Source organism: Pedobacter sp. GW460-11-11-14-TSB4 (assembly GCF_059423705.1).
This window is the reverse complement of sequence record NZ_JBWKYI010000024.1, coordinates 69,374-84,709: the sequence shown is the minus strand read 5'-3', so window position 1 is coordinate 84,709 and position 15,336 is coordinate 69,374. Positions and strand designations below refer to the sequence as shown.

General features: G+C 39.7%; 14 protein-coding genes. 9 read left to right on the top strand and 5 right to left on the bottom strand.

Annotated features, from left to right (window positions below):
* The 9 genes from AC07YT_RS19615 to pepE all read left to right on the top strand — a co-directional run.
* Nucleotides 1-583: glycosyltransferase (locus AC07YT_RS19615; RefSeq protein WP_494945487.1), on the top strand; the 583-nt coding region annotated here is incomplete at its 5' end.
* Nucleotides 584-1,873, top strand: a complete 1,290-nt coding sequence (locus AC07YT_RS19610) for a glycosyltransferase family protein (protein ID WP_086544940.1) — start codon at nt 584-586, stop codon at nt 1,871-1,873. It begins immediately after the preceding gene.
* Nucleotides 1,874-1,910: 37 nt separating this feature from the next.
* Nucleotides 1,911-3,155, top strand: coding sequence for a glycosyltransferase family 4 protein (locus AC07YT_RS19605; protein WP_086544939.1), 1,245 nt, complete (start codon nt 1,911-1,913; stop codon nt 3,153-3,155).
* Nucleotides 3,145-4,557, top strand: coding sequence for an exosortase Y-associated Wzy-like protein (locus AC07YT_RS19600; protein WP_086544938.1), 1,413 nt, complete (start codon nt 3,145-3,147; stop codon nt 4,555-4,557). Before AC07YT_RS19605 ends, AC07YT_RS19600 begins: the two co-directional genes overlap by 11 nt.
* Nucleotides 4,558-4,585: 28 nt before the next feature.
* On the top strand, nt 4,586-5,812 hold the full coding sequence (locus AC07YT_RS19595) for an XrtY-associated glycosyltransferase XYAG1 (RefSeq protein ID WP_145954193.1): 1,227 nt from the start codon (nt 4,586-4,588) through the stop codon (nt 5,810-5,812).
* Nucleotides 5,813-6,667 carry a glycosyltransferase family 2 protein gene (locus tag AC07YT_RS19590; protein ID WP_086544936.1) on the top strand — a complete coding sequence of 285 codons (855 nt, stop codon included), beginning with the start codon at nt 5,813-5,815 and terminating at the stop codon, nt 6,665-6,667. It abuts the gene before it with no gap.
* A 21-nt stretch (nt 6,668-6,688) separates the two neighbouring features.
* On the top strand, nt 6,689-7,285 hold the full coding sequence (gene xrtY, locus AC07YT_RS19585; protein WP_086544935.1) for an exosortase Y: 597 nt from the start codon (nt 6,689-6,691) through the stop codon (nt 7,283-7,285).
* Complete coding sequence (locus AC07YT_RS19580) at nt 7,269-7,847, top strand: WcaF family extracellular polysaccharide biosynthesis acetyltransferase (protein ID WP_494945486.1); 579 nt, start codon at nt 7,269-7,271, stop codon at nt 7,845-7,847. The genes xrtY and AC07YT_RS19580 overlap by 17 nt, the downstream gene beginning before the upstream one ends.
* Before the next feature lie 698 nt (nt 7,848-8,545).
* Entirely contained in the window at nt 8,546-9,241 is a 696-nt protein-coding gene (pepE, locus tag AC07YT_RS19575) for a dipeptidase PepE (RefSeq protein ID WP_086549231.1), read from the top strand.
* 122 nt (nt 9,242-9,363) lie between these two features.
* On the opposite strand, the gene AC07YT_RS19570 is transcribed toward pepE, so the two are convergent.
* Genes AC07YT_RS19570 through AC07YT_RS19550 form a run of 5 tightly spaced genes read right to left on the bottom strand, consistent with a single transcriptional unit; the run spans nt 9,364 to nt 15,334 of the window.
* On the bottom strand, nt 9,364-10,005 hold the full coding sequence (locus tag AC07YT_RS19570) for an MFS transporter (protein ID WP_494945485.1): 642 nt from the start codon (nt 10,003-10,005) through the stop codon (nt 9,364-9,366).
* The gene (locus AC07YT_RS19565) at nt 9,927-10,634 is read right to left on the bottom strand and encodes an MFS transporter (protein ID WP_494945484.1); all 708 of its coding nucleotides are present in this window, start codon (nt 10,632-10,634) and stop codon (nt 9,927-9,929) included. Before AC07YT_RS19565 ends, AC07YT_RS19570 begins: the two co-directional genes overlap by 79 nt.
* Before the next feature lie 51 nt (nt 10,635-10,685).
* Entirely contained in the window at nt 10,686-12,848 is a 2,163-nt protein-coding gene (locus AC07YT_RS19560; RefSeq protein ID WP_086544933.1) for a c-type cytochrome domain-containing protein, read from the bottom strand.
* On the bottom strand, nt 12,848-13,873 hold the full coding sequence (locus AC07YT_RS19555) for an NHL repeat-containing protein (RefSeq protein WP_086544932.1): 1,026 nt from the start codon (nt 13,871-13,873) through the stop codon (nt 12,848-12,850). The genes AC07YT_RS19560 and AC07YT_RS19555 overlap by 1 nt, the downstream gene beginning before the upstream one ends.
* Nucleotides 13,874-13,882: 9 nt before the next feature.
* A complete protein-coding gene (locus AC07YT_RS19550) occupies nt 13,883-15,334 on the bottom strand; it encodes a DUF1501 domain-containing protein (RefSeq protein WP_086544931.1) in 1,452 nt (483 codons plus the stop codon).
* Between the last annotated feature and the right edge of the window lie 2 nt (nt 15,335-15,336).

The following is a 15,336-nucleotide window of genomic DNA, read 5'->3' as shown; positions in this document are numbered from 1 at the left end:
TTATATATCAAGACTTATAAATAAAGAAGAAAATATAATTAGAAACCCCACAAAAAATATATTTGGGTATGTTGGCACCCTCAACCACACGCCAAATATTTTGGCTTTAACCCAGCTTTTTGATCTTTTAAAAAAAACAGGAATAAATTCGGAAATTAGAATTGTTGGACAACCCATCCATATTGGAAAAAATCTGGAAGCGAAATATTCATTTGTAAAATACCTGGGTGGATTAAAAGATGATGAGTTATTGCTTGAAGTTAAAAACTGGAAATATTTTATTAATCCAATCTTTTATTATTCCAGGGGTGCATCCATGAAACTAGCTAAAGCTATAGAATGGCAAATACCAATTATTACCACAATTGCGGGTAAAAGAGGATACGTTTGGCAAGAAGGAAGTTTGATCGAAACTGGAAATACTCCTATTGAATTCGCCAATGAAATGTTAAAACTTGAATCCGATTCAATTCATTATAATACCTTAGCCATTGAAATCAACAAAATAAAACAAAGTACCCCTACCGCATTACAGCAGGGCAAAAAGCTGAGGGCTCTATTAACAGGCAATCCTTTTATATAATTGAAAAAAGTTCTTATTATTTCTCCTTATTTCCCACCATGTAATGCACCCGATATGCAGCGGGTAAGAATGAGCCTACCTTACTTCGAGAATTACGGTTGGACTGCTGAAATTGTAACGGTGAATGCTAACTTTGCTGATCTTGTAAAAGAAAATCTTCTGCTCAATTCAATACCAAGAAAGATAAAAATACATACTGTTAGCGCCTGGCAAAAAAGTTGGACAGGTAAATTCGGTTTAGGAAGCATTGCCTTAAGATCATTATATTTTTATTGGAAAAAAGTTAATCAGATTTTAGAAAAAGAGTGCTTTGACCTAATCTATTTTTCTACTACGCAATTTCCAGTTTTGGTTTTGGGCAATTATTGGAAAAAAAAGTACGGCGTTCCTTACGTTATTGATATGCAGGACCCCTGGCATTCTAATTACTACCAGGATAAACCTAAAAACCAAAGACCTTCTAAACATTGGTTCTCATATAGATTAAATAAATTTCTAGAACCCATAGCCATGAAAAGAGTAGGCGGTTTAATCAGTGTTTCTCAAAGCTATTTAGACACCTTAACCGTACGTTACCCCCGCTTAACCCACCTTCCGAAAAAGGTAATAACTTTTGGATTTTTCAAACCGGATTTTGATCTGGTTAAAGAAAATTATGATTCTTTTGATCTACCTTATCTTAAAGAAAATGGTATTTTCAATTTCGTGTATATTGGCAGAGGGGGAGCAGATATGAAAGATTCTTTAAAACTGTTATTTACCGCATTTAAAAAAGGGCTAGCTAAGCAGCCTGAAATCTTTGATAAGATCCGGTTTCATTTTATTGGCACAAGTTATGCACCTAATGGACAAGGCATTCCTAGCATTATGCCTATTGCTCTTGAAATGGGAGTTTTAGAATATGTGCATGAGCAGACCGATCGCATCTCCTTTTATCAGGGTATTTATTCATTGCTAGAAGCAGATCATTTATTGATCATTGGTTCGAACGACCCACAATACACTGCATCAAAAATATTTCCTTATATTTTAGCTGAGCGGCCGCTTTTAGCGTTTTTTAATGTGAAAAGCAGCGCTTATCAAATTATAGCTGACAATAATGCCGGAATAGTTATTCCCTTAGGTTTAGAAATGAAAGATTTAACAGAACAGGTTTACCAGTATATTTTGCGTGTTGCTGGCGGTCAGCGAAAAAAAAATGAAGTAAATTGGGACAACATTAATCTATATTCTGCCGAAAACATGTGTAAAAGTCAGTGCGAATTGTTTAATCAAGTAATTAACAATTAACCATAACAATACATCTCTATTTTAACGAAGTTTTTAATTGAAAAGGTTAGCCATTATTATAACACATCCTATACAATATTATTCACCTTTCTTTGTGCTATTGGCTAAAGTATGTGAGTTAAAGGTTTTTTATACTATCGGAAAAGATAAAGCCCTTAGCTATTTTGATCCTAATTTTAAAAGAGAAATTAAGTGGGATATTCCTTTATTAAATGATTATGCTTATGAGCTTGTAACCAATACGTCTAAAGATCCAGGTTCGCATAGCTATAAGGGAATTGTTAATCCCAGCCTGATTAATAACATTAACAAATTCGATCCTGATATTATTTTAATTTATGGATGGGCTTATCATGGCCACCTATCGGCAATGCGCTATTTCAAAAATAAAATCCCAATTTGGTTTAGAGGTGATTCTAATTTGCTCGATGAGGGCAATAATAATTTCAAAAAATATTTAAGGTATTTTTTTCTAAAATGGCTTTATCGGCATATTGATAAGGCACTTTACGTTGGAATGGCAAATAAGGCTTATTATAAAAAATTTGGCATTAAAGATCATCAGTTAATCTTTGCTCCTCATTCCGTTGATAATAAGCGTTTTGCAGAAAACCGTTCTATGGAGGCAGAACAATTCAGAAAAACACTGGGTATCAGACCTGAAGAAATACTTATCCTGTTCGCAGGCAAACTTGAGCAAAAAAAAAATCCAGAACTTTTATTGAATGCGTTTATAAAAATGGATGTAAAAACCACGCATTTGCTTTTTGTAGGAAATGGAGTACTAGAGGAAAATTTGAAATCGAAGGTTGAGTGTTTAGGAATTAGCAGCGAGGGATTAGCGGAGAAAATGAAAACTAAGCCCTCCTTAGACTATACTCTGAATGACGGTATCAAAAGAAGAATTCATTTTATGGATTTTCAAAATCAAAGTACAATGCCAGTCGTATATCAGGCCTGTGATCTATTCTGTTTACCTTCTCAAGGACCTGCTGAAACCTGGGGTTTAGCTGTTAATGAGGCGATGGCAGCTGGAAAGGCTGTTCTGGTATCAACTATGGTTGGCTGCGCAATAGATCTGGTCAAAACATCTGTAAATGGAGAAATATTCAAATCAGGAAATATTGAAGATCTGATTAATAAATTGAGCACATTAACAGATGATAAAGAAAAATTAGCACAAATGGGAGTAGCATCCCAGCAAATAATTCAAAACTGGTCGTTTGAAAAACAGTTAGAAGCAATTGTTAATACGATTAATAATAACATTGATGCAAAATAACAATCCTACCAGACTTATATTAACTTTATTCTTCCCGGTATTAATTTCCTATTTATTGGTAAATAGTCCGATCATATCTTATTTTGTAGCCTGGTTTGGTTCACTCTTTATCTTTTATACTACCATTTTGTCACCAGCTGCAATTATTAATAAGGACTTACCCATCCATAAGCAAATTATGCGACCCATCTTTTTAACGCAGCTGATTTTTGCAGGCTTTATGTGTACTACATCTATATTTTACTTTATGGATCATTTAGGTTACCGGTATCTAACAGAAGTTAATTATGGCGCACAATTTAAAGAAAGTGAACAAACCTCACTCATTGCCAGTTGCCAACGGATGAGTTTATTGGGACATGCTGCGTTGGTTGCAGGCATGCTATTGGTAAGAAAGAATACCATCATAATTAAAAGTGCTAAAACTTTTGAAAATGATGATTTTTTAATCTGGCTCAGTATTATTGTTTTCGGGATTGGTTCAATCTGCCAACGTTTTTCCGGACTTAGTCAAATTTCTCTTCCCCTTACCATTATCGGAATTTCATGCGCAGCCGTACTATTCGTTAAGGGATTTACGGCAAAAAATATCAGATATCTTAGTATAGGGGCTACTATTTTCATCCTTAATTTTATACATGCCTCTCTATCCGGATATAAAGAACCAATCATTATCAATGTGATCCTTATAGCTTGTGTATTTTTTCCCTATTATAAAAAGGCCATACTTTATTTGAGCATTCCTGTCGCTTACATATTACTTTATTTCCTACCAACTTATAATAACACTGTAAGACAGAGCTGGGGTGGAGAAGTAAGTGCGGAGGAAGCACAAAACCAAGCTTTTGAAAACCTTGAGTCTAAAAACGAGGAACAAATTGAGGATACTAACTGGGGCTTCCTTACCAAAAGGCTGAGTGAGATTGAGATGTTTACTCAATTTGTAGACTATGTACCTGACCATCATCCTTATTATGATTGGGAAATAGTTGAAAATTCTTTGGAAGGACTCATACCCCGGATTTTTTGGTCAGGGAAACCCAATATGGAAACAGTTTCGATGCAACGCGTTTATGATGCCGGTGTTGCACATCCTCTGTCGACAGTTTCAGCTAAAACCCGCCCAATTGTTGATGCCTATTTAAGTTGGGGGATTGTTGGGGTATTGTTTTTCATGCTCTTATATGGAATGATGGTCCAACATTTTTCTGATTTAGCTGAAAGTTTATTCGGTGGCTACGAACTGGGCTGTGTAATTATGTTTAACAGTATTTTTCAAGGCCTTTGGCGGGGAAATAACTTCGAATTTATGTTCAATAATATTTTTTGGGGTTATGTAATTATGTGGTTCCTGTTTTACCTGCTCAGAACCATAAAGGTATTGAAGCCTGTGTTTGATTAAGAGGGTTAGTTGTTTTAAAGAATTTACATTGAAAATTATTCACATTACTGCTTCTTACAAACCTGCGTACATTTACGGCGGGCCTATACAGAGTGTTGGGAAGTTGTGCGAAGCCTTAATTGGGTTAGCGGTGAGCGGTGAGGAGTTAGGCATTAATGATGTGCAGATATTAACGACAACGGCAAATGGAACAAATGAGCTCGATGTGGCAATAGGTAAACCTGTACTGGTTGAGGGTGTAAAGGTTACATATTTTAAACGCTGGTCAAAAGATCACAGTCATTTTTCGCCGGGATTGTTACTGAGACTAAGGAAAGAGATCCGTCGACAGGCTCAGAATGACAGTAATACTAAACGCCAAACCCCAAACGCCAAACTCATTATCCACATTCATGCCTGGTGGAATTTGGTTTCGGTATTAAGCTGTTTAGTGGCCAGATGGTATAAAGTCCCCGTGCTTTTGTCACCGCGTGGAATGCTCACCTCTTATACATTTGGTAACCGGAATTCCTTTTCGAAAAAAATCATTCACAACTTACTGGGTAAACAGTTATTAAAATATTGCCATATTCACGCCACTAGCGAACAGGAGAAGACAGATATCCTTAAAATAATTACGCCAAAAAGCATCAAAGTCATTCCTAATTTGGTCAGTTTTCAGTTTTCAACTTCCAGTTTTCAGATATCAACTAATGACATATTTCGCTTACTCTTCCTCTCCCGTATTGAAGAGAAGAAAGGGCTTGAATTACTTTTTGACGCCTTAACTCTTGTCGATATTCCATGGAGATTAACTATTGGAGGCACAGGGCAGGAAGAATATATACAAGGTTTAAAAGACAAGGCTGAAAAGCTAAAACTTAGCGCACGAATTAATTGGCTCGGACTGATCAGTAATGAGGAGAAGTTTAACTTAATGGCCGCTCATGATTTAACTGTGCTCACCTCTTATAACGAAAATTTCGCTAATGTGGTGGTTGAAAGTTTAAGCGTGGGCACACCTGTGTTGATCAGCAAATTTGTTGGTCTTGCTGATTATGTGGCAGATAAAAACCTGGGATGGATCACGGGGCTAAACATTGAAGAGATCAAAACCGGAATAATTTCGGCCCAGCTGGATATTGAAAAAAGAAAGGCAATCAGGACGACTGCTCCATTACAAATCAATACTGATTTTAACGATGATGTTTTGGCTAAACAATACGTCGACTTTTACGAAGAAATTTTAGCTACTCCATCAGCAATTAATCCTTAAATGAATCAAAATTTTAGTTTTATCATATTAACCTTTAATGAGCAGATACATCTGCCCAGATTACTGGAATCGATTAAAAAACTAAATGCCAAGGTATTTATTTTAGATAGTGGAAGCACTGATGAAACCTTGAAAATTGCCGAGCACTATGGCGCTGAGGTAAAACAAAATCCTTTTATAAATCACCCAAAACAATGGGATTTTGCCTTAAAAAATTTTAAAGTAGAAACACCATGGACGATTGGCCTCGATGCGGATCAAACAGTTACCCCTGAGCTGTTCGAAATGCTGGCCAACTTTAAAGAGGAAGACCACGCTGATGTTAATGGTATTTACTTTAACCGCAAAAATTTCTTTCAGGGAAGCTGGATCAGGTTTGGCACCTTCTATCCCTTTTACCTTTTAAAAATGTTCAGGACTGGGGTCGGTTTTTCTGATCTGAACGAGAATATGGATCACCGTTTTATTGTACCGGGGAAAACCGAAATCTGGAAAAAAGGATGGATTTTAGAAGAAAACTTAAAAGAAAACGATATAACCTTTTGGAAAGCTAAACACGAACGCTACAGTGATCTGGTTGCGCAGGAAGAAGTAGAAAGGATGTTAAAGCTGCGTACACAAAGTTTAAAGCCCAACCTATTGGGCAGCCCTGACGAAAAACGGGCATGGTTAAAACAATTGTGGTGGAAACTCCCTCTTGGATTTCGCCCCTATCTTTACTTTAGTTACCGGATGTTTTTTAAACTCGGTATATTTGAGGGCGCCACAGGTATCAAATTCCATTATCTTCAAGGTTTCTGGTTTAGAAAACTGGTAGATAAAAAAATTAAAGTCATTCAAAAAAACAGAAGTTAAATTTATAAATGCCGATAATATATGACTCCAGAAGAAGCAAAAAAAGAAGCGAATAAAAAGGCCATCAAATTTGTGGTTGCCCTGTTTATCTTATATATCCTGTTCAGCCAGGGAAATCTGTTTATGAATAGTGTAATGACACCTGGTTCCAGATTTCATAATGCCTATATTGCTGATCACTTTGATTATATCCAGGGTTTGAAAACAGCATTAATAGTACCAGCGGTATGGATTATTAAAGCTTTCGGCTTTTACGCCATTTATAACGAAATGGATGTAATGGTTGTAGCCGGCCCCTATCTCCGCGTCAATTATTCCTGCCTTGGCCTTGGTGTGATGAGTTTTTTAGCCGCTTTCGTACTTGCTTTTCCTGCATCATGGAAATCGACTTTTAAAATGCTCATCATCGGTTTTATTGCGATTTACGTTCTGAATGTATTACGTATTGCAGGTCTGGGTGTATTACTCGGATTCTTTAAATCGCAGCGGAACAATTTCACCTATCACCATGAAATTTTCAATATTATTGTATACATCTGCATTTTCGCGATGTTATATTTGTGGATCAGAAAAAGCAACAAACTAGCTAAAAATCAAACCATTGCCAACAACAGATAAAGCGGAAATTTTGCTAAAAACACAGCTACATAAAGATTTTGATACCGGCAATTTTAAGGTGGGCGCTTCTATTGTTAAGCAGTTTTTGTGGTACTTTACAGATGTTATCTTTTTTAAGAGCCGCATCATGCCAGTCAGCGCGGTATTGGTTGCTTTGTTACGGTTATTCGGTGCCAGGGTGGGTAAAGAGGTACGCATCAAACCTGGTATCCACATTAAATATCCATGGAAACTGGAAATTGGCGATTATAGCTGGCTGGCTGATTGTTATATAGACAACCTGGACCAGGTAAAAATCGGCAAAAACTGCTGTATTTCGCAGCAGGCTGTTCTGATTACCGGAAATCACAATTATAGCAGCACAAATTTTGACTTAATGACTGGTCCTATTGTGCTGGAAGATGGAGCATGGATAGGTGCCGCAGCTAAAGTTGGCCCCGGGGTAACCTTGCACAGTCATGCAGTTTTAACGATGGGAAGCATGGCAACAAAAGATTTGTTGCCTTATGTTATTTACCAGGGCAATCCTGCCCTGAAGGTTAAAGGCCGTGTAATGAACTGATAATACTTTAACCTAAACAGAATAGCTTAAGCGGATTACAAAAAAAGTAATCCGCTTTTTTTTGTCGTCAACTCATTATATTGATAAATATCAACAGATTTACATTTCTTTGGCACAAGAAATTACCTGATATAAAAAAATTATCTAGACATTTGTACAGTCTGTCGTCCTAAACCTAGTTAAGTGATAAATTTTAAATTAATGAAGAATAAGTATTCCTTATCTTCAAATCTTATTTTAATTACTTTTTTAATCGGCATCGTAAATCTCTTTTTCTACGATTATAAGAGTACGCAGGAACTGGTTATTTTTATATCGATCCTTATCACGCGCTATCTGCTTTTTATCCTAATCAAACGCAGGTTCCAATGGAGCAAATATTTGCTGGTCTTAATTATTATCAGGAGCATATACCGCCTGTTCATTGTAATGGGTGAAGCAGATATTAGCCCGGTGACCAAGATAAACCTCTCACTACAGGTGGTTATTTCCATACTGGCATTTGCAATCCTGTATGTTTTCCCAAAGCTAAAAGGGTGGATAAATGAGCGAAGGAGATATTTTTCTGCGACAGGGCTGCCTAACACCCAGCATTAGTTTTTATTTGAAGCATCAAGAGAACACGTTTTAAGCATATTGTAAAGGACAACTATTTTATTGGAAAAATAGTATAATTGCTGAAAGCAATCCAAAACAAAATGAATGTTATCCTGGCCTCTACCTCTACGCTGTTTGGCGGCAATTATCTGGAATACCTAAAAGATGAGCTTATTACGCTCTTTTCCGGGGTAGATGAAATTATATTTATTCCTTTTGCTAGGCCGGGAGGTATTTCGCATGAAGAATACACAACCAAAGCCCGCGATTTTTTCTCAAAACTTAATATCAGCGTTAAAGGCCTGCACGAATTTAATGACCCTATTGTGGCCATCCATCCTGCCAAAGGCTTTTTTACCGGTGGTGGTAATACTTTTCTGCTGGTCAAAACCCTGCATGAGTTGGGACTGATGAGTCCCTTAAGTGAAAACATTAAACTGGGCAAACCTTATTTGGGTTGTAGCGCCGGAAGCAATATTGGCGGCCTGAATATGAAAACCACCAATGATATGCCGATTGTGTATCCTCCTTCTTTTGATTGCATGGGCCTGGTTCCTTTCAACCTTAACCCGCATTACCTTGATCCAAATCCGGAGTTAAAACATAACGGGGAAACCAGAGAAACCAGGATCATGGAGTTTCTAACGCAGAACGAAATAAAGGTAGTTGGACTACGCGAGGGCAACTGGATCAGGATTTTGGGAAAGGAAATTACTACGCAGGGAAGTGAAGATACCAGGATTTTTGAAACAGGCAAAGCCCCATATGAGCTTTCACCAGGTAGTTCGTTATTGTAATTGGCAATTTAAATAAAACGCTAAATAGCTACAAGTGAGGATGGAATTAGGATCATCGACTTGTAGCCATTATGTTTCTCACCGATAAGAACGGTGATCTTATAAAGTCAATTACATTTTAATTATAAAGCTAAGGATCTGCTCTTTTTTCGTGAACGAAGATATATCACTAGTCCGCCGAAAGCTACGATCAATATTACAGGGATAATTAGTGTAGCCTGCAGGATTTCAGGGCCTGCCAGATTTTTAGCATTGGCCAGCGCCTGCCCTGATGCAGAACTTTCCGGCGCTTTTAAATAAGTGTCAAGCGAGGCTCCGGAAGGTAAATGTTTAACGATCAGGTTATCGTAAAAACTTCCCATAAACATCGTATAAATAGAAACCGCAAACATCCCTGCCCCGCCCATCAGGTTTAGGCCCAGCGCTCCCGATTTCGGAACATTCTCAGCTACAAAACCGATCATCGTTGGCCAGAAATAACAAACACCTATACCGAAGATAATGGCAGCGAAGAAAACGGAATTTCCGGTAAAAGTGCTCAACATGTAAAGCCCAGCCGCAGCAAATATTGCTGATAAGAGCAATACACCCTGAGGAGCAAGACGGTGAACCACAGGTTCGGCAAAACCGCGGCCGATTACCATAATTCCGGTAGTCAGGGTGAGTAATAAAATAGCATTGTCCGTTACGTTTTTGAGTAGTAAACCGATCCATTGACCAGTAAACAACTCGGTAATGGCGGTACCGAACATGCAAATGAACATAAAGATAAACAATGGCGAAAGTACTGCTTTATACATATCTGAACTGGAATAACCAGAGGATACCTTTCGGTAACCGGAAAATCCAGTTTTGAAAACAGGTACCCGTAAATCAAAGTAGGGATAATCATCATGGCAACCTGCACTTTCCAGCCCAGTCCGAGTTGGACAAACAAGGTCACCAGCAAAGTGCCAATCACAATACCTCCAGGAAACCACAGGTGAAAATGATTTAAGCGAGTGGTTTTATTTTCCGGGTACAAAGCAGCAACCAGCGGATTACAGGCGGCCTCTACCGTACCGTTGGCTATACCGATCAATAGGGTAGATAAAAACAGGCTCCAGTAACCCTGGGCAAAAATAGTGAGGACGATTCCGACCAGATGAAAGATAAAGGCCATCACCAGCAAACGTTTCATGCCGATCATATCAACTACAAATCCTCCAACCACAATAGCCAGCGGAAATCCCCAGAAGGCCGCAGCTGTAATGGTGCCCAATTGGCTGGTACTTAATTGAAAATCGGTCCCCAGCTGGTTCATGATCCCCGCACGGATACCGAAGGAAAGGGAAGTTACCAATAATGCCAGGCAGCTTGCCCAGAATAGTTTGGTCGTTTGAATGTTAAGCATATGTTTAGGTTTATATTGGTTTTAATTTTGGAATGAACAAAAGTTTTTTTCTTAATTCAGAAATAGCTCATCTACAAAGAGCCAGGCTGGTTGTCCCTTAGCCGGATGCCATTCAGGTAGTTTCTTGAGGTTTTTGGCCACAATTTTCAGACAGGAAATACGCTGAGACTTGAACTTAGCCTCAATTTTAATGAACTCCCGTTCCTCCATTTTTTTGGGGATATCGGGTCTTAACCTTCCCAATAAATGCAGTTTATTCTGAGTTGCCCCACCCCATACCTCCACATCGGTAGGTGGGAATATGTACGGTTGTATCTGCTTCATCACATGTAAGGTTATCGACTGCAGGGTTACGGGTTGCTTAAAATACAGCATCGCCTCCATATTATTTTCCCTGAAAGCGATCCACTTACCCAGGTTGAAATCATAATCTCCCAATTGATTGTCGATCAAAACCTTTGCTCCACCGGCCCTGTATTTCTCATTGGCCGGCAATAAAAATGATATGCTATCGGGTTTATAGGTGCTCCTGTAAAAATTAGCGACCAGCACATCACTGCCATACCAGCCGGCTTTATATGCTTTAGCCTTTATGGTTGTATTCCCGCTCAGGACAATTTCCTTGTTATAGATAGGAGATTTCAGGCTGTCAGGTTCAGTTCCATCTGTAGTATACCTGATTTTAACCCCGTTGATCAGGTGTTTCATCTGCAGGGTAATGGCATCTTTGAAAACTGTTATATCCGTATTTAGGCGTGGCTTATTTAATTTAACGGGGTGTTTTCCATCATCCTTAAAACCAGTTACTACAGTCAGGTTCTTGTTTATTTTTTGTAGCTGAGACACTTCTGCCTCACTTAAACCCGTGTTCCATAAAGTCAGCTGCCTGAGTCCACCCATATTCAAAACCTGTTTGACAAGATTATAACTGACTTTGGTACCAGAGAGCGACAATGCATTTAAATGAGGCAAGATGACCAAATGTTTTAATCCCGTTCCTGTGATGTTCGTAAAATTCAGGTTCAATTTACGCAGGTTTTCGAAGCCGGAGATGATTTTCAGGTCATCATCGCTTACCGGCATGCCGCTTAAGTTTAAGGATATGATCTGTTTTTTGACCTCACTGAGTTCCTTTAACACCGACGGTTTATAAACACTTTTATTATAAATATTCACCGCCAGTGCCGGTGATTCCTTCGCTAAGGAATAGACATTCCTGTAGTTATTGTTTAACTTTTTAACAGTGCTTTCATCTGCTGCAGCAAATTCGAATTTCTCTTCGGGAGTCTCAACAGGAGCCAAAAAGGTCGTTGCCAATAACCTTAAAGAATCAGTTGCAGGCAAGTCCACGACTTTCTTCTTCATTTCGGCATTGTTTTTTACCCAAAGTTTCAAAAGCTGTATTTCTTTTTCGGTCAATTGGGATTTTCCTCTTGGAGGCATATGTTTTTTTTCATCCAATGGCAGGTGTATCCGTTCTATTAGCAAACTAAGCTCGGGTTTGCCGGGCACAAACAGCTTCCCCGTTTTCCCGCCTTTAAGAATTGCCTGGGCATTATCCATGATCAGATTGCCTTTAGCCTTTTCGATATTGTGACAACTTAGACATTTCTGAGAAAATATCGGCATCACCACATCTTCAAATACTTTTGCCTGCTCCAGTGGAACTTTAGCGCTTTCTGCAGGGCTACTTACCGGTTCGAGCACGAAATTGTCTCCATGGGTCAACGCCGCACCATAATGGCCCGCTAGGATTACAGAAAGTATGGTAAGCACAGCACCGCCTCTTGCCACGGGCAGTTTATACCAGGCAGCATTCCTGCAGTAATAAATAAAGGTGGTGATGAAAACGATACTAACACCCGTCCATTTGTGCCATTGCAATATATTTCCGGAATACCCTTCCTCTTTAGAGAGGAATAGCCCCATGATAACGGTTACTGCAGAAAAAAGGGTACCAGCAAGCAGTAGCCAGGAAGTAAAATCATGGTAGAGTTTTTCTTTGGCATAGGTATCTTTAAAACGGAAAAACTCCAGCAGCATCGCCAATAGCAAAATAACGATCGGAAAATGTAATACCATAGGATGCATTCTTCCCAGAGGCTGTAACCAATACGGCACTGCAATCCTGTTGCCAAAGACCAGCAGAAAAATAATAAAGGCATTTGCCATGAACAGCACATTCTCTGCAAAACCCTTGAGTGTGATCTTCATTATATGCGTGTGAATTTGTAAGGATAAACTTTTCCTGATGCCCACTGCGCTACATAAAGGTTTTCATCATTATCCACGCAGACATCATGTGGATTCAACAATATCTTTTCGGCCTGGGCCATTGGCTGCAATACACCATCTTTGTAAACCGGGAGCGTTCCGCCAACATTGGATATCACTTTATTGTTTTTATCCAAAATGGTCATAAAGCCGCTTCCATCCTTACCCAGATCAGGTGAGCGTAATACCGCTGCATACAGGTAATCATTTTTGATCACCGGTCTGCAAACACAGGCGCCCGGGAGGGTGATAACTTCTTTCAGGTTACCTTGCAGATCAAAACGTTTAAAACAGTTGCGGGTACGGTCTGTGACCAGTAACGATGGTGTTCCACTTCGTTTATCAATACACACACCATGTGCATTGTCAAGATGTTTGGTTTCCGTTCCCCTGCCCCCGAAATAACTGAGTAATTTACCATCGGCACTATAATGAAATACATACTGCTGACCATAACCGTCTGCAATAAAAAAATCGCCGTTATCAGCTACTGCGGTTTCAGTAGGCACAAATTCCTCTTTCTTTTTATACAGCCCGGTTTCCATCGGGTAGTCAATAGTCATCAGGATCTTGCCATCCAATGTGGTTTTATAGACTTGATGGCGCGCTGTATCGGTGATAAAAAGAAATTCTTTCCCGTTTTCTTTTGCCAGGGTAAGCCCATGGCCACCAGGAAATTCATGTCCCCATGAGTCAAGCAGTTTTCCTGATTTATTATAAATGAGAATATTGTTTTTGGTCTCGTTGGTCAGCAGGATAATCCTTCCTTTAGCATCCTGCACCATCTCATGACAATCGTTTACCGGATGTTGCAGAGGATTCAATTGTCCCCACTTGGTATCCAGCATATAACGCATGGTATTATGTCCGTATACAGGTCCTTTAGGTTTTGCCAGCAGATCTTTGGCAATAAAAAAACTTGCTGAAACTACTGTAGTATGCTTTATAAATTTTCTTCTGTCCATAAACGGAGTCTATATTAAAATGTCATTGATTACCTTACCGGATACATCGGTCAGCCTGTAACGGCGGCCCAGATGTTTGAATATCAGTTTCTCGTGGTTTAATCCGAGTTGGTGCAGAACGGTAGCCTGAAAATCATGCACATGTACAGGGTCTTTAATGATGTTGTAACCAAATTCATCTGATTCGCCATGCACGATCCCGGGTTTTACCCCTCCACCGGCCATCCATATGCTAAAACAGCGTGGATGATGGTCGCGTCCGTAATTATCTTTGGTCATTTTACCCTGAGAGTAATTGGTTCTGCCAAATTCACCTCCCCAAATCACCAGGGTTTCGTCCAATAACCCGCGTTGCTTTAAATCGGTAATCAATGCAGCAGAAGCCTGATCTACATCTTTTGCCTGCCCGGCCATTTCGTTAGGCAGGTTTCCATGCTGGTCCCATCCCTGATGGTAGAGCTGTACAAAGCGGACACCGTTTTCACTTAGTTTTCTGGCAAGCAGACAATTGGCTGCAAAGGTTCCCGGTACCAGGCAATCTGATCCATAGAGTTTGATGATATCATCCGGTTCCTTGGAAAGGTCGGTGATTTCGGGTACCGCAGTCTGCATCCGGTAGGCCATTTCATATTGCTGCACTTTTGCATTGATCTCCGGATCTCCGAACTCTTTGTAGGAAAGATCGTTCATCTCCGCCAGCTTATCGAGCATTTTTCTCCTTTCAAACCTGTTCAGTCCTTCAGGATCCTTAAGGTAGAGTACTGGATCTTCACCACTGCTGAAGTGTACCCCCTGATGGGTTGAATCCAAAAAGCCATTAGTCCATAATTTCGAGTATACCCCTTGCCCGTTACCTTTGCCACGCGAGAGCAGAACGGTAAAAGCGGGCAGGTTCTTATTTTCACTGCCCAGCCCATAACTCAGCCAGGCCCCCATACTTGGCCTATTGCCTTGTTGTGCACCGGTTTGAAAGAAAGTTAAAGCCGGATCATGGTTTATCGCCTCGGTAAACATGGATTTAATGATACAGATATCATCAACTACCTTTGCTGTATGCGGAAACAGGTCGCTTATCCACGCCCTGGATTCGCCATATTGTTTAAAATCATAATAGGATCCCACCAGCGGAAAGGATGCCTGATTGGCCGTCATCCCAGTAAGCCGCTGTCCGGCACGGATGGATGCCGGAAGTTCCTGCCCCATCATCTCCCTGAGTTTGGGTTTATAATCAAAAGACTCCAGCTGTGAGGGTGCCCCGTTCTGGAACAGGTAGATTACTCTTTTGGCTTTTGGTGCAAAATCAGGAAGACCGGCTAAAATATCGCCATCATCTAGGGCCCCTGAAAAAAGATCGGGCATTAATAAGGAGCCCAGGGCAACGCTTCCAAGTCCTAAACTTAGCCTGGACAGGAAACGACGCCTGTTAAAGTTAAGGCCATGTTCTAAGAAATCCTTTTCCATAT